Consider the following 18468-nt stretch of genomic DNA (forward strand, 5'->3'; position numbering starts at 1 on the left):
GCTCAGACGCGACGCAAAACGACGACGACGCCGTTGCCGGGCAGAGGGTCCGCCGGCCACGCCAAGCGCACCGCATCGGCCCGTGCCCGATCGAGGATCGCGCGGGGAATGGCGGGATCAGCGACCACCGCATCGGCCGTTCCCAGAAGCCGCGCCTGCCGCAGCGTGAGGTCGTCGGGATCGTCGCTGGCGATGTCAAAGGTGTGGACCTGCCGGGTCTGCCGGTCGTCCGCGCCGGCGAGCCAGTCGTCGATGCGCCGCTCTCCGCCCTCCCTCAGCGTGTCGAGCGGGCCGCCTGCGCCAAGTGCGGCGTCGATCGCGGCGCGGCGTGCGGCGGGCGCGGGAAACCGGGCGCGGATCGCAGCGCGCGCGGCGTTCAGCCCTTCGGCCAGCGCGCCAAGATCGGCTGGCAGCAGCGCCTCCAGTCGCAAGCGCAACTGCTTCGCCAGGCCCGCGGAGGCGCCGCCGGTGCCCACTGCCACCAGCACCGGGTCACGATCGAGCACGCTGGGCGTGGTAAAATCGCACAGTTCGGGCCGGTCGACGACATTGACCAGCAGTCCGGCGCAGCGCAGGCGGACCGCGTCGGCCTCGGCCGCGGCGGGATCGTCGTGCGCCACGAAGGCGATCCGCGCGCCTTCGTCCACCCCGCGCGCGAGGTCGGTGATGATCGCCCCGCCGGCGCGTTCGACCAGCCGTCGTTTCGCATCCGCCGCTGCCCCCTTGCCCAGCACCAGCACCGGATGGCCGGCGATCTGGTGGAACAGCGGCAGCGACTTCATCGGCGCGTCAGGAAATCAGGCACGCGCTCGGCATCGGCGATGGCTGCGGGCAGGATACGCTCCGCAACGACGGCGTAATCCGCCCCGTCGACCATCACTTCGGCCACGAAACCGCGGGAATTGTAGCTGCTCGCCATGGTCGCGCCATAGGCGCCGGCGGTGCGGAACACCGCCAGATCGCCTGCGACCAGCGCGTCGGTCTGGCGGTCCGTGGCAAAGGTGTCGCCGGTTTCGCAAATGGGGCCGACGATGTTGCCCGTCATCCGCTCTCCCGAGGGGCGCACCGCATCGAAATCGTGCCAAGCCCCGTACAGCGCCGGACGCGCCAGGTCGTTCATGGCCGCATCGACGATCACGAAGGGGTGGTTCAGCCCGCGCTTGACGCGGATGACGCGGGTCAGCAGCACACCGGCGTTCCCGGCTATCACGCGCCCCGGTTCGAACATGACGGTCACGTCCCAGCCCCGCGTCACGCGGGCGACCATGGCGCCGTATGCGTGCGGCGTGGGCAGCACCTCGCCGCTGCGGTAGGGCACGCCCAGCCCTCCGCCCAGGTCCATGTGCGTGATCGTGTGGCCCGCGCCGCGCAGTTCGCGCAGCATCGCGCCGAGTTTGCCGAACGCCTGTTCCAGCGGATCGAGGTCGGACAGCTGGCTGCCGATATGCACCGCCAGACCGCGAAGATCGAGGCCCGGCAATTGCGACAGCTCGGCAAACAGCGCGGGCGCGTGGCTGATCGGCACGCCGAACTTGTTGTCCGCCTTGCCGGTGGAAATCTTGTCGTGCGTGCCGGCATCGACATCCGGATTCACCCGCAGCGCGCACCGCGCCACGACACCGCGCGCCGCCGCTATGGCAGCAAGCTCCCGGCCTTCCTCGCCCGATTCGATGTTGAACTGGCCGATGCCCGCATCGAGGCCCTGCGCCAGCTCGGCCGCGGTCTTGCCCACGCCGGAAAACACGATGTCGTGCGCCGCCATGCCGGCTGCCAGCGCCCGCGCCAGCTCTCCGCCAGAGACGACGTCCGCGCCGTAGCCCTCGTTCGCCAGCAGCCGCAGCACGGCGAGATTGGGATTGGCCTTGACGGCGAATGCGAGGTGCGGCGGGCGGTCCAGCCCGGACAGGGCATCGCGAAAAACGCGCGCGTGCCGTTCGAACGTGGCGCGCGAATAGACGTAGACGGGCGTGCCCACCTCATCGGCTATGCGCGATAGCGGGACGTCCTCGGCGTGCAGTTCGCCGTCGATCAGGCGGAAATGATCCACTCAGCGTTCCGGCGGCAGGTCGAAGGGATCGTCCTCGCGCTCTTCACTCTCGCGCCGCAGTTCCACGCTGCGTTCGGGTGCGGCCTGCGGGTCGAGCGCGAGGAGGTCGTTGGCGTCCAGCGGAGTGCTGGCGCCGTAAGGCGGCTGGGGCAGCGCCTCGCCCGCGGCGGGTTCGAGGTCGGCTTTCTGGCCGCAGGCGGAAAGCAGCAGCAAGGCGGCGATGGTCGCGGCGGAAGTGGCGGCGGTTCGTTTCATTCGCTTATTCCCAGAAGGTCGCGCGCCTCGGCGACGCGGGCCCGGACCTCGTCCGGCGCGGTGCCGCCGTGCGAGCGTCGCGCGGCGACCGAAGCTTCCACGCTGAGCGCCTTGTACACGCGTTCGTCGATCCGCGCATCGATCGCCTGCAAATCCTTGAGCGGCAAGGCATCGAGCGCCACGCCGCGCTTCTCCGCCAGCTTCACCGCGGCGCCGGTGATGTGGTGCGCCTCGCGAAAGGGAACGTCGGCGGCGCGCACCAGCCAGTCGGCAAGGTCGGTGGCCGTGGCATAGCCAAGCTCGGCCGCCTCGCGCATCCGGTCGGTCATGAAGCTTGCGCCTTCGACCATGCCGGTCATCGCCGCCACGCACAGCTGGAGCAGGCCAGCGGCCTCGAAAACGGGCGGCTTGTCGTCCTGCATGTCCTTTGAATAGGCCAGCGGCAGGCCCTTCATCGTCACCATCAGCGCCACCTGGCAGCCGACGATCCGCCCCGCATGGCCGCGCACCAGTTCGGCGGCGTCGGGATTCTTCTTTTGCGGCATGATGGAGCTGCCGGTGGAAAGGGCATCGGGCAGGCGCACGAAACCGAACGGCTGGCTGGCCCAGATCACGAACTCTTCCGCCAGTCGCGACAGATGCAGCGCACAGGCACTGGCCGCCGCCAGGAAATCGAGCGCGAAATCGCGGTCGGACACCGCATCGAGGCTGTTGTCCGTCGGCCCGTCGAAGCCGAGCGCCTGCGCGGTCATCTCGCGGTCGATGGGAAAGCCCGTGCCCGCCAGCGCGGCGCTTCCCAGCGGGCAGCGATTCAGCCGCTCGCGGGCGTCCGTCAGGCGAGAAACGTCGCGCGCGGTCATCTCGTAATAGGCCATCAGATGGTGGCCCAGCGTCACCGGCTGCGCGGTTTGCAGATGGGTGAAGCCCGGCATGATGCTGGCGGCATGTTCGCCCGCACGGGTGACGAGCGCGCGCTGCAACCCGGCAAGGCCATGCAGCAGCTGGTCGATGGCATCGCGCACCCACAGGCGAAAATCGGTCGCCACCTGATCGTTGCGGCTGCGCGCCGTGTGCAGCCGGCCCGCGACCGGCCCGATCAGTTCGGCAAGGCGCGACTCGGTGGTCATGTGAATGTCCTCGAGGTCCCAGTCCTCGGGAACGCCATCCGCCTCGTATTCGGCGGCCACCCGGTCCAGCCCTTCGACGATCGCTTCGGCATCGGCGCTCGCCACAATGCCGCAGGCGCCCAGCATGGCGACGTGGGCCTTGCTGGCGGCGATGTCCTGTCGCCACAAAGCCTTGTCGAACGGGATACTGGCGTTGATCTCGCGCATTATGGCAGAGGGGCCGTCGGCAAACCTGCCGCCCCACATCGCATTGCCACCACCGGCACCGGAGTTCTGTTCCTTGGCCAACCTGCGCCTCTCGCTCATTGTCATCGCTCCGCTAGCAGCGGGCCTCGTCGCCGGGTGCGATATAAGGAGCGAGGACGCGGCGCAAGAAAACGCCGCCTCCGCCGGGGCAAGCGCAGCTATCGGCACGCCGTCGCTGGATGGCACGCTGGACGCGAGCTTCGCGGGCGAGGACATGCCCGAGGCGATGGTGCGCGATCCCGATGGCAACGAACTCGTCCTGTCGGAGCTGCGCGAGCCGGTCCTGCTCAACCTCTGGGCCACCTGGTGCGCGCCATGCGTCCACGAACTGCCGCTGCTGGACGACCTGGCGGGCGAAATGGCAGGGCAGGTTCGCGTGCTGACGATCAGCGAGGATTTGCAAGGCGCCCAAGTGGTGGAGCCGTTCTTCGAGGACCGCGGGTTCGCCAACCTGCCACGCTGGATGGACGAGGAAAACGTGCTCGCCTTTACCTACGGCGGCGGGCCGGTGTTGCCGCTGACGGTGCTCTACGATGCGCAGGGCAAGGAAGTGTGGCGGGTGATCGGCGCCTACGACTGGTCGAGCGAGGAGGCGCGTGCGGCAATCGTGGAGGGGCTGGCGGCCAGCCCGGCACCCGGCACACCGCCCGACACACCGCCCAGCGCGGAATAATCCGGCAGGGCCAGGCCGAGGCGCGGCAGGTTCGCCGCCGCAAGGCCAGCCACCAGCGTGGCCTTCAGCCGGGGTCCGGGCGGAACGCGCGATCCCGGGGCCATTACCAGGTCGCGCAACAGCGCCGGCCAGATCGAATCGGACTGGAACGGCGGCGTGAACGTCCTCGTCAGCCACTGGTAGAGCCGCACGTGACCCTGGCGCAGGGCGCGGTATCGGGCAAGCGCGGCAGCGAGGTCCGGCGTCTCCGCTATCGCCCTGCCAAGCGCCCACGCATCGAGAAGCGCCATGTTCGCCCCCTGCCCCAGTTGCGGGCTGGCCGCGTGCCACGCATCGCCGAGGTGGACGATCCGCTCGCCCGTGGGCTGGCGCGCGGTGCGGTGGGCGTAGCGGGCAAAGGTCAGGTGTTCTGGTGCGGCCAACTGGTCCATCACCGTCTCGCAGGCAGGCCACAGGGCGCAGACCTCTTCGCGGAAGGCCGCCATGCCGCGCTGGCGCCAGCGATCCAGCCGGTCCGCCCGCAGCGACCAGAAGAACGCCGCGCGCCCTCCCCCCACCGGCAGCAGGCCGACCATGCGGCTGGCGCGATCGTATCGCTGTTCCAGAAGCGTGGGCGAAAAGGCGCTGTCGCAAGGCCAGTCGACCGTGGCCCACAAGGCGCCGAACGGAAGCCATCCGCCGTTCTGCGGCACCAGCGGCGAGCCGACCCCCAACGCGTCTATCACAAGTTCGTGCGGCGGCGATCGCGTACTGTCGACAAAGGTCAGGCGGCGGGCCTCCCCGTCGATTACGCTCGCCGCGATTGCGCGCCCGGTCACGATCATCGCTCCGCTGGCGCGCGCCGCATCGAACAGCATGCCGAACAGGCTGGCGCGATGGATGCCGAGGCCGAACGCGTCGGGGACAGGCAGGTCGCTGTAGGCGGCTTCCAGCACCGGTTCACCGTGGGTGCCCCGGCCGAGCAGCGCATGGACCGGGGCGCCCAGCACCACCGCCCGATCCGCTAGGCCTAGCGCGGCGAGCACGGCCAGCCCGGTCGGCTGGATCATCAGGCCCGATCCTAGAGGACGCGGCGTTTCGAACCGATCGTAAAGGGTTACGCGGTGCCCCGCCCGCGCCAGCAACGTCGCGGCCGCAAGCCCGGCGATGCCGCATCCGGCAATGGCAATGTCGGCCACCTTTTACGTTTCCCCCTTTTGCCGCCCCTTCGGTTTCGCTAAGGCCCGCCCATACGGGGTCAAGCCCCGCGGTCTTTTGCAGGCCGGGCGGTTAGCTCAGTTGGTAGAGCATCTCGTTTACACCGAGAGGGTCGGCGGTTCGAGCCCGTCACCGCCCACCAGCGTTTCGCACACGAAACGCTCCTTTGCTGGGCTGGCCCGCGACCCTGTGAGCGACTAACGCTCACGCCATGACCGATACCTCCATCCTCGTCCTGGCCACCGGCGGCACCATTGCCGGGCAGGCCGGCTCCGCCACGCGGCGCGATTATCGCCCGGGTCAGATCGAGATCGCCGATTTTCTCGCCAGCTTTGCCGAACTGGGCGTCACGGCGCGGCTGGACGGGCGGCAGGTTGCCAACATCGATTCGGTCGACATCGGACCCGCGATCTGGCGCGATCTCCATTCCGCCTGCATTGGCGCGACGCGCGATCCGCAGTGCGGCGGGGTGATCGTCACCCACGGCACCGACAGCGCGGAGGAGACCGCCTTCCTGCTCGACCAGACGCTGCCGACTGCCAAGCCGGTGGTGCTGGTGGGAGCGATGCGGCCCGCCGATGCGGTGGGAAGCGACGGCCTCAGGAACTTTGCCAACGCCGTGCGGGTCGCCGCCGATCCACAGGCTGCCGGGCGCGGCGTGTTGCTTGTCATGGGCGACCAGGTCTTCGCGGCACGTGACGCGCGCAAGGCCCGCACCAGCGGGGCGAGCGCCTTTGCCGGGTTTCCGCGAGGGCCGATCGCGCTGGCCACGCCGGCCTCGCTCGACTGGCTGAGCCCCCCGTGGCGCGAAGACGAGGCGGCGCGGTTCGCCTTTCCCGATACATTCCCGCGCGTGCCGATCCTGCACGCCTACGCCGGGATGGACGCAGACGCGGTGCAGCGCGAACTGGCTGCCGGCGCGAAGGGGATCGTGCTGGCTGGCATGGGCAGCGGCAATGCGCCCGCGGCAGTGTTGGCGGCGCTGGCCGAAGCGGTGCGCCGCTGCGTGCCGGTGGTCCGCTCCACCCGCGTCGACGAGGGCCTGGTCGATCGCGAGCCGGAGGACGAGACCAACGGTTTCATCGCCGCGCGCGCGCTCGGCCCGGCAAAGGCGCGTGTGTTGCTGCAATTGCTGGTGGCAAGCGGCGTCAGCGACCCCGCCGCTGCGCAGGCGGCGTTCGATCGGCGGTAGCCATCAGGCGAAGGCCAGCGCGTCCTTGCCGACCTCGGCAAAATAGCGCGCCATCGCATCGGCTGCCTTGTCCGACAGCTCGATGAAGGCGCGGCGGCGGTCGGCGTCGTCCTCCACCCGCGTGAACAGGCCGGTATCCACCATCTGGCCGATCCAGCGCAGCGCCGTGGTCGGCGGCACGCCCGAGGCGATGCACAGCGACGTGACCGACACCCGCGTATGTTCCACCCGCGCGGCCGTGAGATCGAGCAGCATGTCCCAGGCCGGATCGGCGAACAGGTCGCCATCGAAGAACTTCGCCCGCGCCCGGCGGTGGGCCAGCACCTGGCGCACCAGCCGCGCATCGGGCAGCGGTGCCCTTGTCTGTCTGATATTGGGTTTGCGGATGAGTTCAGGCTCGGCACGCCAGCCATCGGACGGGCTTTCGAACCGGAACGCTCCACCCCCGCTACGCTGACCCCAGCCGCCACCTGCCGTATCGAGCTTGTCCAGCCGCTGGGCGATATGGCCGACCTGCTCGGTCAGACGCAGCAGCGTGAGCCGGTCATCCTCCGACAGTTCGCGCAACCGCAGGTTCGGCACTTCCGCAAGCGCCCTGCCCAGCGCGATCACCCGCTCTGCCCGCAAGGGATTCACCAAAATCTGCGATCGGCCCTGCGCGCAGCACCCGAATACCGTGTCGAGCGAATCCAGCGACGTCGAGACGATCAGCCGCGCGCCCGAGTGCGCGACACGTTCGTCTAGCCGCGTGAGGGCCGCCATTGCCGCGCCGTCGGGCCGGGGACAATCGACCAGCACGAGTTCACCCAGCGAGCGTGCATGGCCTGCCAGCAGTTCATCGAGCCCCCCGGTGTGCAGCAGGGTAAACCCCGCCTGGGCCACGTCGTCTTCCATATCCGCGCGCAGCAAGGCGCTGTCCGCAAATATGGATACGCCCAGCGGAATCCCCGCCGGATCGGCTGCCAGTTGATAGGCGAAATCCACCTGCGCCATTCGTGCTCTCCTGAGTCGCTCTTTGTCGAACAGGAGTAGAACAAAAAGGGTTCAAGTCAAGATCGTCAGTCCGCGAAGGGATCCCGCACCAGAATCGTGTCGTCGCGTTCCGGGCTGGTCGAGACGCTGGCCACCGGGCAGTCGATCAGTTCCTCGATCCGGCGGATGTACTTGATCGCCTGTGCCGGCAGATCGGCCCAGCTGCGCGCGCCCACGGTGGAGCCTTCCCAGCCGTCGATCTCCTCGTACACCGGCTCGCAGCGCGCCTGGTCCTGCGCGCTGGCGGGGAGGTAATCGAGAACCTCGTCCCCCAGCCGGTATCCGGTGCAGATGCGGATCGTCTCGAACCCGTCGAGGACATCGATCTTGGTCAGCGCCACGCCGGTCACGCCCGAAAGCGCGCAGGTCTGGCGCACCAGCACCGCGTCGAACCAGCCGCACCGCCGCTTGCGCGCGGTGACGGTGCCGAATTCGTGGCCGCGCTGGCCCAGCCGCTCACCGATCGCGTCTTCCAGCTCGGTGGGAAACGGGCCGCTGCCGACGCGGGTGGTGTAGGCCTTGACGATGCCCAGCACGAAGCCCGCCGCATTGGGGCCAAGGCCCGATCCGCTGGCGACCGTGCCGGACACTGTGTTGGAGCTGGTGACGAAGGGATATGTGCCGTGATCCACGTCCAGCAGCACGCCCTGTGCGCCTTCGAACAGGATCTTCGCGCCCGCCTTGCGCACCGCGTTCAGCCGCTTCCACACCGGCTGGGCATATTGCTGCACGAACGGCGCGATGGCGCGCAGCTCGGTGACCAGCGCTCCCCGGTCGACCGGCGGCTGGCCGAACCCGGCGCGCAAGGCATCGTGATGCGCGCACAGGCGATCGAGCTGCGGGGTAAGGTCGTCCAGATGCGCAAGGTCGCACACGCGGATGGCCCGGCGGCCCACCTTGTCCTCGTAGGCCGGGCCGATGCCGCGCCCGGTCGTGCCGATCTTGCCCGCGCCCGCCGCATTCTCGCGCAGCCCGTCAAGATCGCGGTGCAGCGGCAGGATCAGCGCGCAGTTGTCGGCCACGCCGAAGTTGTCCGGCGTGATGGAGACGCCCTGCGCTTCCAGCCGGGAGATCTCTGCCTGCAACGCCCACGGATCGAGCACGACGCCATTGCCGATCAGCGAAAGCGTGCCGGTAACGATGCCACTGGGCAGCAGGCTGAGCTTGTAGGTGGTATCGCCGACCACCAGCGTATGGCCGGCGTTGTGGCCGCCCTGGAAGCGCACGACGACATCGGCGCGGCTGGCCAGCCAGTCGACGATCTTGCCCTTGCCCTCGTCGCCCCACTGGGCCCCGATCACGGTGACGTTTGCCATTGCTGCCTTGCCCTTCGCGCGTGGAACCGAGCGCGCGTTAGGCGCTGGCGGGCGGGAGGGCAACCGTGGGCTACGCGCTTTGGTCCGGGCTGCGGATAGATCGCCGCGTTCGGCCGTTGGACGGGCAAAAGGAGACTCCGATGACCGACCAACCGACCCTCACCCTCAACGATGACCGGCAGATCCCCCAGCTGGGCTTTGGCACCTGGCAACTGGAGGGTGACACCGCCACCGATGCCGTCAAGGCCGCGCTCGACGTCGGCTATTGGCTGATCGACACCGCTTCCATCTACAAGAACGAGGAGCAGGTCGGCCGCGGCATCGGCGAATGGAGCGACATCTTCCTACAAACGAAGGTGTGGAACGACGACCAGGGATACGACGAGGCGCTGGCCGCCTTTGACGCCAGCCTTGCCCGGCTGGGCCGCGACTATGTCGACATGCTGCTGATCCACTGGCCCGTCCCTGGCGCAGGCAAGGCGGTGGACACGTGGAAGGCGCTGATCGAGGCGCGCGACCAGGGCAAGGCGAAGAGCATCGGCGTCAGCAATTTCCGCGAGGATGATCTCAAGGCGATCGTGGATGCCACCGGAGTCGTGCCTGCGCTCAACCAGATCGAACTGCACCCCGGCTTCCAGCAGCGCGAGCTGCGCCGCGTGCATGATGACATGGGCGTGATTACCCAGACCTGGTCACCGCTGGGCCAGGGCAAGGGGATCGACGGCGACGTCGTGAACCGCATCGCTGGTGACCTGGACGCGCCTGCCTCTGCCGTCATCCTCGCCTGGCATTTGCAGCATGGTCTGAACCCCCTGCCGCGATCGAGCAGCCGCAATCACATCGCCGAGAACTTTCGCGCGCTGGAGCTGACCTTGTCGGACGACCAGATGGCCGCGATCGATGCGCTCGACAGTGCGGACGGGCGCATGGGGCCCGATCCGTCTAGCTTCTGACGGGAACGGGTTCCGTCCGTTCGAGGCGGTGCGAGCAGCCCAGCCGCGCCGCCTCGTCCTGATCGGACAGGGCGGCGACCGTGCGCCAGCCTTGCCCGCGCAGCCGTGCCGCCGCGTCGCGGTCGTGATCCGGCGGCAGGAACAGCCGGCGACCCAGATCCTCGTCGGCCTTTACCGCCTCCACCAGTTCCTCGGGATAGAGCGAAAAGCCGGTGGCGACCTCGCCTTCATTCCCCATCGAACCGGCACCGATCCGGTAGGTGCCGCCCCGCCCCAGCGCACCGCGCACGCCCTCGGCATAAAGCGTGAAGCCCAGCCAGCTCTGGTAGGCAAAGCCATGGCGCTCGCTGGGATCGAGGGTGAGGCGCGCGCGCCCTCGCACCCGGTCGGCAATCTGCCTGAGCCCGGCAATCCGGCTGTCGAGCGCGCCGGCGCCGTCGATCGCGCTCAGCCGCTCGATCGCCTCGTCGAACGGGCCGGACGCATGGATCAGCGGCAGGTAGGCCGCGCCGCCCGCGTCCACCAGCCCGCCCGCGTCCTTGGCGTCGAGCTCGCGCCGCACGGCCACGCGGGTGGCGGTGTCCAGTGGCAGCGGCCCGTCGGCCAGCGTGTCGACCAGGTCGGGCAGCGTGAAATCGACCGAGATTCCCTTCGCGCCAGCCGCCTCCAGCGCCTCTATGGCCACCTCGACCAGTTCGCCCGCCGCAGCCACGCTGTCAGCCCCGACGAGTTCCGCGCCCACCTGCAACTCCTCGCGCCGGGGATCGAGCATATCGCCCGCGATCCGCGCGACCTGCCCGGCATAGCACAACCGCAACGGACGCTCCGCCCCGGACAGCCCGGTCGCGGCGATGCGCCCTACCTGCACGGTGATGTCGGACCGCAGTGCCAGCGTGCGCAGGCTCTTCGGATCGACGAAGCGGAACATCCGCCGGGTGGAGAGCCCGTCCATTCGGCTCGCCATGGATTGCTCGAACTCGATCAGCGGCGGGCGCACCCGGTCGTATCCGTGGCTGCGCATCACGTCGAGCACGGCGCGTTGAATGCGCGCGACCGCCGCTGCACTTTGCGGCAGACGGTCTTCGAGGCCCTCGGGCAGGAGGTCGCGGGTTGGGTCGGTGGTCATGCGGCGTGCCCTAGGCAACCGCGGCCCGGAATGACAGTGTCAGAATGACAGTATCAAAAAGATAGGGACCGCACCTTTTTCACCCCCTGCAACGAGCAGATCGCCTTGACGGTGCTGTCATCCGGCTGCTGGTCGAGGCTGAGCAGCAGCACCGCGTCGCCGCCCTTGTGCTTGCCGGGCAGGCGGCGACCCAGATGGAAATTGCCGATGTTGACCCCGGCGTCGCCCAGGGTCGAGCCGAGCCGGCCGATGAAGCCGGGCACGTCCTCGTTGACGATGTAGATCATCGGGCCTTCCAGATCGGTCTCGATCCGCGTTCCGGCGATTTCCACCAGCCGCATCTGGTCGTTGCCGAACAGGCTGCCGGCGACCTCGCGGGTGCGGTCCGGGGTCTTGGCGATCACCCGCAGCAGGGTATGATAATTGCCCTCGCGCCCGCGCCGCACCTCGCGCACGTCCAGCCCGCGATCCTTCGCCAGGATGGGCGCATTGACCATGTTGACGGTGTCGGAAAAGGTCCGCATCAGCCCCGCCAGCACGGCAGCGGTGATGGGCTTCAGGTTCAGCTCGGCGGCGGCACCCTCAACCTCGACCGTCAGCGAATTGACGTCCGACCCTTCTAGCTGGCCGACCAGAGAGCCCAGCTTCTCGGCAAGCGCGACATAGGGCTTGAGGCGCGGCGCTTCCTCCGCCGAGAGCGAAGGCACGTTGAGCGCGTTGGTGACGCCGCCGTCGACCAGGTAGTCGGCCATCTGCTCGGCCACCTGCAGCGCCACGTTGACCTGCGCCTCGGTCGTGCTGGCGCCAAGGTGCGGGGTGCAGATGAAGCCCGGCGTGCCGAACAGCGGGTGATCGGCAGCCGGCGGCTCCTTGGCGAAGACATCCAGCGCGGCGCCGGCGATATGGCCCGCATCGAGCAGGTCCTTCAGCGCCGCCTCGTCCACCAGTCCGCCGCGCGCGCAGTTGACGATCCGCACGCCCTTTTTCGTTTGCTCCAGCCGTTCCCGGCTGAGGATATTGCGCGTCTCGTCGGTCAGGGGCGTGTGCAGCGTGATGAAGTCGGCGCGCTTCACCAGATCGCCCAGATCGACCTTTTCCACGCCCAGTTCCAGCGCGCGTTCGGCGGAGAGGAAGGGATCGTAGGCGACAACCTTCATCTTCAGGCCCTGCGCGCGGGATGCGACGATGGCGCCGATGTTGCCCGCGCCGATCAGGCCCAGCGTCTTGCCGGTTACCTCTACGCCCATGAAGGCGTTCTTCGGCCATTCGCCCGCCTGCGTGCGGCGGTCGGCCTCCGGGATCTGGCGGGCGAGGGCCATCAGCAGGGCGATGGCGTGTTCCGCGGTGGTAATGGAATTGCCGAACGGCGTGTTCATCACCACCACGCCCTTGGCGCTGGCGGCGGGGATGTCCACGTTGTCGACGCCGATGCCGGCGCGGCCGATCACCTTCAGGTTGTCGGCAGCCGCAAGAATGTCGGCGGTGACCTTGGTCGAGGAGCGGATGGCGAGGCCATCGTACTGGCCGATGCGGGCCTTCAGTTCCTCCGGGCTTTCCCCGGTGATGACATCGACATCGCAGCCGCGCTCTTCAAAGATGCGGGCGGCGTTGGGGTCCATCTTGTCGGAAATGAGAACTTTGGGTTTGGTCATTTCTACCTCGTCATCCCGGCATGGGCCGGGATCATTAGCAATTGTTTCGGTGATGGCGGCGGGCAATCCCGGCTTTTACCGGGATTACGGCGTCAAAGGCGTCCGGCCTGCGCCTCGGCATAGGCCCATTCGATCCACGGCAGCAGGCGGCGAATGTCCTCCTGCTCGACCGAGCCGCCGCACCAGATGCGCAAGCTGGGCGGCGCATCGCGATAGCCGTTGAAGTCGTAACCGACGTGCAGCTCTTCCAGCTTGCCGGCGATCTTCTTCGGCACCGCTGCCTGATCCTCTGGCGAGAGGCTTTCGTACCAGTCGCCCTGGAACACCATGCACACGCCGGTATTGGTGCGCTGTGCCGGGTCGGGCACCATGTTGCGCAGCCAGTCCGTGCTCTCGATCCAGTCGGTAACGATCTTTGCGTTGGCATCCGCGCGCTCGAACATGGCCTGCCGCCCGCCGATGGACTTCGCCCATTCAAGGCTGACGATGTAATCCTCGGTCGCCAGCATCGACGGCGTGTTGATCGTGGCACCTTCGAAGATCGCGCGGTTCAGGTCCTTGCCCTTCTTCAGGCGGAACAGCTTGGGCAGCGGCCACGGCGGATCGTAGCTCTCTATGCGCTCGACGGCCTTGGGGCTGAGGACGAGCATTCCGTGCGCGGCCTCGCTGCCCATCACCTTTTGCCAGGAATAGGTCGTGGCATCCAGCTTGGCCCAGTCCATTTCCTGCGCGAAGACGGCGCTGGTGGCATCGTTGATCGTCACGCCCTTGCGCCCGGGGGCCAACCATTCGGTATCGGCGATGCGTGCGCCGCTGGTGGTGCCGTTCCAGGTGAAAACGACGTCGTTGTCCTGCGGGATCTGCGTCAGGTCCGGGATCTGGCCATAATCGGCATCCAGCACCTGCAGATCGGGCAGCTTCAATTGCCTGACCGCGTCCTGGATCCACACGTTGCCGAAGCTTTCCCACGCCGCCACCGTGGCCGGCCCCGCGCCCAGCATCGTCCACATCGCGCATTCCAGCGCGCCGGTGTCGCTGCCCGGCATGATGCCGACCAGATAATCCTCGGGCACGCCCAGCAATTCCTTGCTGAGATCGATGGCGTATTTCAGGCGGGACTTGCCGAGCTTGGAGCGGTGCGAGCGGCCGAGGCTGCGGGTATCGATCTTGTCCAGCGACCAGCCCGGAGGCTTGGCAGTGGGGCCGGACGAAAAGAACGGGCGCTCCGGCTTCAGAGCGGGTTGGTCAGTCATGTATTCTCTCCTTGCAGAGAGCTCGCGCGGCGTTGGGACCGCGTGGCCCGCCGGCGGCACTAGGGACATGGGTGTGCGTGTCAAAGGTTACTTGCGAAACCGCTGCCGGGTTCCGGTCGTGTCGAGGCAGGCCTGCGTTAGCGCGATGTTAACCATGACCGCCCCATCAGATTGCGTGATGATTGCAGGACCACTGCCATGAAGCCCATCGCGCTATTGTCCACCCTTGCGCTCGCGCTGGCGGGCTGTTCCATGCTGCCGGGGGGCGGAGATGGAAATGCGCGATCAGGCGAAGCCGGCCGCGCCGCCTCGGCGCCCGGCCCTCGCGTGGCCGCGCCACTGCCCGTGGCCAACACGGCCGCCGGGGCACAATGTCTCAGCTCCCTGGGGCAAAGCGGCGTGCGCTTCGACCCCCTCCCCGACCAGTATCGCGCACAAGGTTGCAGCACGCTGGGGACCGTGCAGGTCCACGCGCTGCGTGGTGACAGCGGCGATCTAGGCATCAGCAACATCGGCCCCGTCACCTGCCCGGTCAGCGCGGCCTTTGCCGCCTGGGCACGGTTTGGCGTGGACCGCGCGGCGCGGCAGATCATGGGCAGCCCGCTGGCGGGTATCCAGACCATGGGCAGCTATGCGTGCCGCGATGTCGCGGGCACCGGTCGCCGGTCGGCCCACGCCACTGCAGCCGCGATCGACATCGGCGGCTTCGTGCTTGCCGATGGACGGCGTATCTCCGTCCTGACAGGATGGAACGGCACGCCGCAGGAACGCGAATTCCTGCGCACGGTGCAACGCAGCGCCTGCCGCCGGTTCAACACCGTGCTTGGCCCGGATTACAACGCCGCCCACCACGATCACCTGCACGTGGAAGGCGTGACCGACGGCAATTCCTATTGCCGTTAGCCCAATCCTGGCTTCACGGGATCAGTTGGCCCTCTGCGAGATGGGCGGTGGCCCGCTTATAGCAGGTTCGACGTCAGGGGAGCGATTGGCCCCCGCCGTGCGCTTTTCTCGGCGCCACTCCCCTGCCTCCAGCCGCAATCGCACTGCTTCTGCTGCATGGTTTGCGCCCAGCTTTCCCATCATGTTCGCGCGATGGATCTCCACCGTTCGGGGACTGATCTCCAGTTCGAGAGCGATCGCCTTGTTGGAACATCCTTGCGCCAGCCAGTCGAGCACTTCGCGCTCTCGCTTGGACAAAGCGGAGATGCGATGGCGCGCGTCGATTAGCCGGCGGCGCGCCTCGGCGTGGCGACCAGCATCGCTGTGGACGTGTGCCACCATGCGGCGCAATCCCTCCTCGCTCAACGGCAGCGCGATGAAGTCGAGCGCACCGGCCTGGATTGCCACCACGACCTCGTTTACGCCGGGTGCCTCGCAGGCGACGACCAGCGGCAGCCAGATGCCGTTGTCCGCTAGTTGATCCAGAAGTTGGCCGGTGCCGCCATCGACAGCATCATGCGAGGCGATGATGATCCCCTCGTTCGGGTGCTGATCGAGCAGTTCGGCAAGGTCCGAATAGACCTCGGCATGGTGTCCCATCGCGAATATTTTGTGGGATTGAGCGGCGCGGGAGCGGCTGTTACCGCCGACGATGTGCATGGTAAGGCGTTGATCCATGCCATTGATTATGCCGTGAAAACGCGGATGAATGCATTGCGTAGTTCTACGGGTTTAAACCTAGAACATGGCCTTCATCCAGCAGTGCATCCGTAAAACGCCATCGATAAGCACCTGATACTGGATCGCGAGCGGAGAAATACCGACCTGCCCGAAAGGCCGGCCTACGTAGAAATTCGGTACTTGGGCGATGGCCTAACCGGCCTCGTCGGGTTGGTAAAAGGAGTAGTCCGGCAGCGAATGGAACGCGTTGCGCAGCGCGTCGCTCCAGCTCGATGAGATCGCGTCGAAATAGGCATCGCTGTGCTCGATGCGCTTTTCGTGCGTGCGCTCGAACCCGTCGCGCGCGATGACCAGCAGGTCGAGCGGGAGGCCGACCGAAAGGTTCGCCTTCAAGGTGGAATCGAAGCTGACCATCAACAGCTTGACCGCATCCTCGAAACTCATCTGGCGATCGTAGCCGCGGATGATGATGGGGCGGCCGTACTTTGTCTCGCCGATCTGGAAGAAAGGCGTATCGAAGCTGGCCTCGATGAAGTTGCCTTCGGGGTAGATCATGAACAGGCGCGGTTCCATCCCGCGGATCTGGCCGGCCAGGATGATCGAGGCGGTGAAGCGCCCGCGCCCCCGCGCGCCGTTCGATTCCTGGGTTTCCTTCACGGTCTCGCGCAGCAGCTTGCCGGTTTCCGCCGCCACCTGGAACATCGTGTCCAGCCCCATCAGCGAGTGGGTGCGATCGCCGGGCGCCTTGGTCCGTTCCTCCAGCTTGCTGATTACCGCCTGGGTGGTGGCAAGGTTGCCTGCCGTCATCATCGAGATGATCCGTTCACCCGGCTTTGCCCAGGTGAACATCTTGCGAAACACCGAGATATTGTCGACGCCCGAATTGGTGCGGGTGTCGCTCATCAGCACGAGGCCCTTGTCGAGCACCATTCCAACGCAATAGGTCATGGGGGTAGTCTACCTTCCGGCGGGCCTGTCACGCAAAGGCAGCGCGTTACTGTTCCACCATTTGCTGTTCTACGGCGAGATCGACCTGGAGATCCTCGGTCAACGCGCCGAAGGAAATGCCGGTTACCGGCGCGGCATCGGCATAATCGCGCCCGGTGGCGACACGCACGTAACGCGGATCGGGGCTGATGCCGTTCGAAATGTCGAAGCCCACCCAGCCCAGCCCATGCACGTGGGCCTCCGCCCAGGCGTGGGTGGCGTCCTGGTCCACCCGGTCGTTCATCATCAGGTAGCCCGAGACATAGCGCGCCGGGATGTCGAGCGAGCGTGCCGCGGCGATGAAGATGTGCGCGTGATCCTGGCACACCCCCCTGCCGCAGGCCACGGCTTCCTCTCCGCTGGTCGTGACCTGCGTTGTGCCGACGCTGTATTCCACGTTGTCGCGGATCACCGCGGAAAGGTTGTGCAGCGTTTCCACCATGCCGCCGGTGCTGCGCTTCACCTGGCCGATCAGTGCCTTGATCTTTGGCCCCGGTCTGGTCAGCGCGGTGTGGCCCAGAAAGGCCCAGAGCGGCAGGTGCCCGGCGTGCTGGCCGATCACGCCGGCATTGTCCTCCGTCGCGACCGTGCCGTGGCAGCTCACCACGACCTCGCGCACGCCTTCCTCGAGACCGATCAGGGTGACGTGGTTGAAGTTCTGGTCGTCGTAGGTGAATTCCTCGCGCGCGCCCTGGTACTCCATGGTCCAGTCGAGGATCTTCTGGCCCTGCGTTTCCTTGGGCGTCAGCCGCAGGCGCTGGATGCCATGCGAAATCTCGTCATTGAAGCGATAGCGCGTGGTGTGGCGGATCGAGAGGCGCATGGTCTGTCTCCCTTTCCCTAGTTGGTGAACCGGTAATCTTGGGCGATGGCACCGGCGATGGCCTGGTTGCTGGCGATGAAATCGAGCAGGAACTGGTGCAGGCCCTGATCGAAAATGTCCTCCACGCTGCGATCGGCAAGCCGCATGTCCGCTTCCCGCATGCGCTGGTGCGCCTCGTTCTCCTCGCCATGCAACTGCGCCAGTTCGGTGAGGTTCTGCCGCATCATGCCGTAACAGAACACCAGGCTGCGGGGGAAACGCGGATCGAGGATCAGGAATTCGGCAATGGAACGCGCGTCCATGCGCCCGGCGTTGAGCCAGCGATAGGCGCGCTCGGCAGACAGCGAGCGGAGCACGTTGTCCCACTGCCCGCTGTCGAGCGCGGTGCCGACATAGCTGAGCGAGGGCAGCAGCAGGTAGTATTTGACATCGAGAATGCGCGAGGTGTTGTCGGCGCGTTCCAGAAAGGTGCCAAGCCGGGCGAAGCCATAGGTTTCGTTCCGCAGCATCGACCCGTGAGTGGCCCCGCGCGCCAGTGTGCTTTCCCGCCGGATCGCGCCGATGCACTGGTTCAGGTTGGCATCGCGCACCGGCTTGGCCAGCAGGTCGCGCAAGCTCATCCAGCCCTCGTTGACCGCTTCCCACACCTCGCCCGTCAGCGCCGAGCGGCACGATCGGGCATTGGTCCGTGCGCGTTCCACCATGGACAGCACGCTTTCCGGATTGTGCCGGGACCGCAGCACGAAATCACTCACCTGCGCGCCGGTGTAGTCGCTGTGCACAAGCTCGTAGGCGCTGCGCAGGCCGAGCGTGGTAAGCACCGACTTCCATTCCTGGCTCGCCACGTCGGGGCCGCGGGTCATGGTCATGCGATGGCCGGCCGCCAGCAGGCGCGCGGTATTCTCCGCCCGTTCGAGATAGCGGTACATCCAGAAGATGCCGTTGGCGACGCGGCCTAGCATGATG

At 67.3% G+C, this 18468-nt stretch carries 18 protein-coding genes and 1 tRNA gene; 5 read left to right on the forward strand and 14 right to left on the reverse strand.

The annotated features are described in order from the left end of the window. Positions 1–2: 2 nt before the first annotated feature. The 4 genes from GRI62_RS09125 to argH are packed head-to-tail and all read right to left on the reverse strand — an operon-like array spanning position 3 to position 3675. Positions 3–782, reverse strand: coding sequence for a precorrin-2 dehydrogenase/sirohydrochlorin ferrochelatase family protein (locus GRI62_RS09125; protein ID WP_131453016.1), 780 nt, complete (start codon positions 780–782; stop codon positions 3–5). Further along, positions 779–2047, reverse strand: a complete 1269-nt coding sequence (gene lysA, locus GRI62_RS09130; protein WP_131453017.1) for a diaminopimelate decarboxylase — start codon at positions 2045–2047, stop codon at positions 779–781. The genes GRI62_RS09125 and lysA overlap by 4 nt, the downstream gene beginning before the upstream one ends. Then, positions 2048–2302, reverse strand: coding sequence for an LPS translocon maturation chaperone LptM (gene lptM / locus GRI62_RS09135; protein ID WP_131453018.1), 255 nt, complete (start codon positions 2300–2302; stop codon positions 2048–2050). Next, a complete protein-coding gene (argH, locus tag GRI62_RS09140) occupies positions 2299–3675 on the reverse strand; it encodes an argininosuccinate lyase (RefSeq protein WP_131453020.1) in 1377 nt (458 codons plus the stop codon). The genes lptM and argH overlap by 4 nt, the downstream gene beginning before the upstream one ends. Before the next feature lie 34 nt (positions 3676–3709). On the opposite strand from argH, the gene GRI62_RS09145 reads away from it, so the two are divergent. Next, the gene (locus GRI62_RS09145; protein WP_234027408.1) at positions 3710–4348 is read left to right on the forward strand and encodes a TlpA family protein disulfide reductase; all 639 of its coding nucleotides are present in this window, start codon (positions 3710–3712) and stop codon (positions 4346–4348) included. Here GRI62_RS09145 and GRI62_RS09150 read toward each other — a convergent pair. Further along, on the reverse strand, positions 4246–5526 hold the full coding sequence (locus GRI62_RS09150; RefSeq protein WP_131453023.1) for an FAD-dependent monooxygenase: 1281 nt from the start codon (positions 5524–5526) through the stop codon (positions 4246–4248). The genes GRI62_RS09145 and GRI62_RS09150 overlap by 103 nt on opposite strands. 85 nt (positions 5527–5611) lie before the next feature. Here GRI62_RS09150 and GRI62_RS09155 point away from each other — a divergent pair. Continuing rightward, positions 5612–5687: transfer RNA gene (locus GRI62_RS09155), tRNA-Val, on the forward strand. A gap of 69 nt (positions 5688–5756) precedes the next feature. After that, positions 5757–6737 carry an asparaginase gene (locus GRI62_RS09160; protein ID WP_131453025.1) on the forward strand — a complete coding sequence of 327 codons (981 nt, stop codon included), beginning with the start codon at positions 5757–5759 and terminating at the stop codon, positions 6735–6737. Positions 6738–6740: 3 nt separating this feature from the next. Here the strand turns inward: GRI62_RS09160 and GRI62_RS09165 are convergent, their stop codons facing one another. Then, complete coding sequence (locus GRI62_RS09165) at positions 6741–7730, reverse strand: helix-turn-helix domain-containing protein (RefSeq protein ID WP_131453027.1); 990 nt, start codon at positions 7728–7730, stop codon at positions 6741–6743. A gap of 65 nt (positions 7731–7795) precedes the next feature. Beyond that, positions 7796–9085 (reverse strand): adenylosuccinate synthase, encoded by a 1290-nt coding sequence (locus tag GRI62_RS09170; protein ID WP_131453029.1) that lies wholly within the window; start codon positions 9083–9085, stop codon positions 7796–7798. Between the two features lie 140 nt (positions 9086–9225). Between GRI62_RS09170 and GRI62_RS09175 the strand changes: the two genes are divergently transcribed. Next, positions 9226–10038 (forward strand): aldo/keto reductase, encoded by an 813-nt coding sequence (locus GRI62_RS09175; RefSeq protein WP_131453030.1) that lies wholly within the window; start codon positions 9226–9228, stop codon positions 10036–10038. Here the strand turns inward: GRI62_RS09175 and GRI62_RS09180 are convergent. The 3 genes from GRI62_RS09180 to GRI62_RS09190 all read right to left on the reverse strand — a co-directional run bounded on the left by GRI62_RS09180 (position 10028) and on the right by GRI62_RS09190 (position 14069). Beyond that, positions 10028–11164 (reverse strand): ATP phosphoribosyltransferase regulatory subunit, encoded by a 1137-nt coding sequence (locus tag GRI62_RS09180; protein WP_131453032.1) that lies wholly within the window; start codon positions 11162–11164, stop codon positions 10028–10030. The two genes, GRI62_RS09175 and GRI62_RS09180, sit on opposite strands and share 11 nt — an antisense overlap. Positions 11165–11217: 53 nt before the next feature. After that, positions 11218–12816 carry a phosphoglycerate dehydrogenase gene (gene serA / locus GRI62_RS09185; RefSeq protein WP_131453034.1) on the reverse strand — a complete coding sequence of 533 codons (1599 nt, stop codon included), beginning with the start codon at positions 12814–12816 and terminating at the stop codon, positions 11218–11220. Between the two features lie 92 nt (positions 12817–12908). Further along, positions 12909–14069 (reverse strand): phosphoserine transaminase, encoded by a 1161-nt coding sequence (locus GRI62_RS09190; protein WP_131453035.1) that lies wholly within the window; start codon positions 14067–14069, stop codon positions 12909–12911. 198 nt (positions 14070–14267) lie between these two features. On the opposite strand from GRI62_RS09190, the gene GRI62_RS09195 reads away from it, so the two are divergent. Then, positions 14268–14972: an extensin family protein gene (locus GRI62_RS09195; RefSeq protein ID WP_188669314.1), complete on the forward strand. Its 705-nt coding sequence runs from the start codon at positions 14268–14270 to the stop codon at positions 14970–14972. 21 nt (positions 14973–14993) lie between these two features. Here GRI62_RS09195 and GRI62_RS09200 read toward each other — a convergent pair whose 3' ends face one another. The 4 genes from GRI62_RS09200 to GRI62_RS09215 all read right to left on the reverse strand — a co-directional run bounded on the left by GRI62_RS09200 (position 14994) and on the right by GRI62_RS09215 (position 18464). Further along, positions 14994–15689 carry a response regulator transcription factor gene (locus tag GRI62_RS09200; protein WP_131453037.1) on the reverse strand — a complete coding sequence of 232 codons (696 nt, stop codon included), beginning with the start codon at positions 15687–15689 and terminating at the stop codon, positions 14994–14996. Between the two features lie 195 nt (positions 15690–15884). Then, complete coding sequence (locus GRI62_RS09205) at positions 15885–16640, reverse strand: peptidase (RefSeq protein WP_131453038.1); 756 nt, start codon at positions 16638–16640, stop codon at positions 15885–15887. A gap of 46 nt (positions 16641–16686) precedes the next feature. Further along, on the reverse strand, positions 16687–17502 hold the full coding sequence (locus tag GRI62_RS09210) for a transglutaminase family protein (protein WP_131453039.1): 816 nt from the start codon (positions 17500–17502) through the stop codon (positions 16687–16689). 17 nt (positions 17503–17519) lie between these two features. Further along, positions 17520–18464: an alpha-E domain-containing protein gene (locus tag GRI62_RS09215; RefSeq protein WP_131453040.1), complete on the reverse strand. Its 945-nt coding sequence runs from the start codon at positions 18462–18464 to the stop codon at positions 17520–17522. Positions 18465–18468: the final 4 nt, after the last annotated feature.

The sequence above is a fragment of the Aurantiacibacter arachoides genome (assembly GCF_009827335.1).
Classification (GTDB): Bacteria; Pseudomonadota; Alphaproteobacteria; order Sphingomonadales; family Sphingomonadaceae; genus Alteraurantiacibacter; species Alteraurantiacibacter arachoides.

Excerpts from the sequence above, each read along its gene's own strand:
- GRI62_RS09125 (WP_131453016.1), bottom strand. The coding sequence starts at position 782 with ATGAAGTCGCTGCCGCTGTTCCACCAGATCGCCGGCCATCCGGTGCTG.
- lptM (WP_131453018.1), bottom strand. The coding sequence starts at position 2,302 with ATGAAACGAACCGCCGCCACTTCCGCCGCGACCATCGCCGCCTTGCTG.
- argH (WP_131453020.1), bottom strand. The coding sequence starts at position 3,675 with ATGTGGGGCGGCAGGTTTGCCGACGGCCCCTCTGCCATAATGCGCGAG.
- GRI62_RS09160 (WP_131453025.1), top strand. The coding sequence starts at position 5,757 with ATGACCGATACCTCCATCCTCGTCCTGGCCACCGGCGGCACCATTGCC.
- GRI62_RS09165 (WP_131453027.1), bottom strand. The coding sequence starts at position 7,730 with ATGGCGCAGGTGGATTTCGCCTATCAACTGGCAGCCGATCCGGCGGGG.
- GRI62_RS09170 (WP_131453029.1), bottom strand. The coding sequence starts at position 9,085 with ATGGCAAACGTCACCGTGATCGGGGCCCAGTGGGGCGACGAGGGCAAG.
- GRI62_RS09175 (WP_131453030.1), top strand. The coding sequence starts at position 9,226 with ATGACCGACCAACCGACCCTCACCCTCAACGATGACCGGCAGATCCCC.
- GRI62_RS09180 (WP_131453032.1), bottom strand. The coding sequence starts at position 11,164 with ATGACCACCGACCCAACCCGCGACCTCCTGCCCGAGGGCCTCGAAGAC.
- serA (WP_131453034.1), bottom strand. The coding sequence starts at position 12,816 with ATGACCAAACCCAAAGTTCTCATTTCCGACAAGATGGACCCCAACGCC.
- GRI62_RS09190 (WP_131453035.1), bottom strand. The coding sequence starts at position 14,069 with ATGACTGACCAACCCGCTCTGAAGCCGGAGCGCCCGTTCTTTTCGTCC.
- GRI62_RS09195 (WP_188669314.1), top strand. The coding sequence starts at position 14,268 with ATGAAGCCCATCGCGCTATTGTCCACCCTTGCGCTCGCGCTGGCGGGC.
- GRI62_RS09200 (WP_131453037.1), bottom strand. The coding sequence starts at position 15,689 with ATGGATCAACGCCTTACCATGCACATCGTCGGCGGTAACAGCCGCTCC.
- GRI62_RS09205 (WP_131453038.1), bottom strand. The coding sequence starts at position 16,640 with ATGACCTATTGCGTTGGAATGGTGCTCGACAAGGGCCTCGTGCTGATG.
- GRI62_RS09210 (WP_131453039.1), bottom strand. The coding sequence starts at position 17,502 with ATGCGCCTCTCGATCCGCCACACCACGCGCTATCGCTTCAATGACGAG.
- GRI62_RS09215 (WP_131453040.1), bottom strand. The coding sequence starts at position 18,464 with ATGCTAGGCCGCGTCGCCAACGGCATCTTCTGGATGTACCGCTATCTC.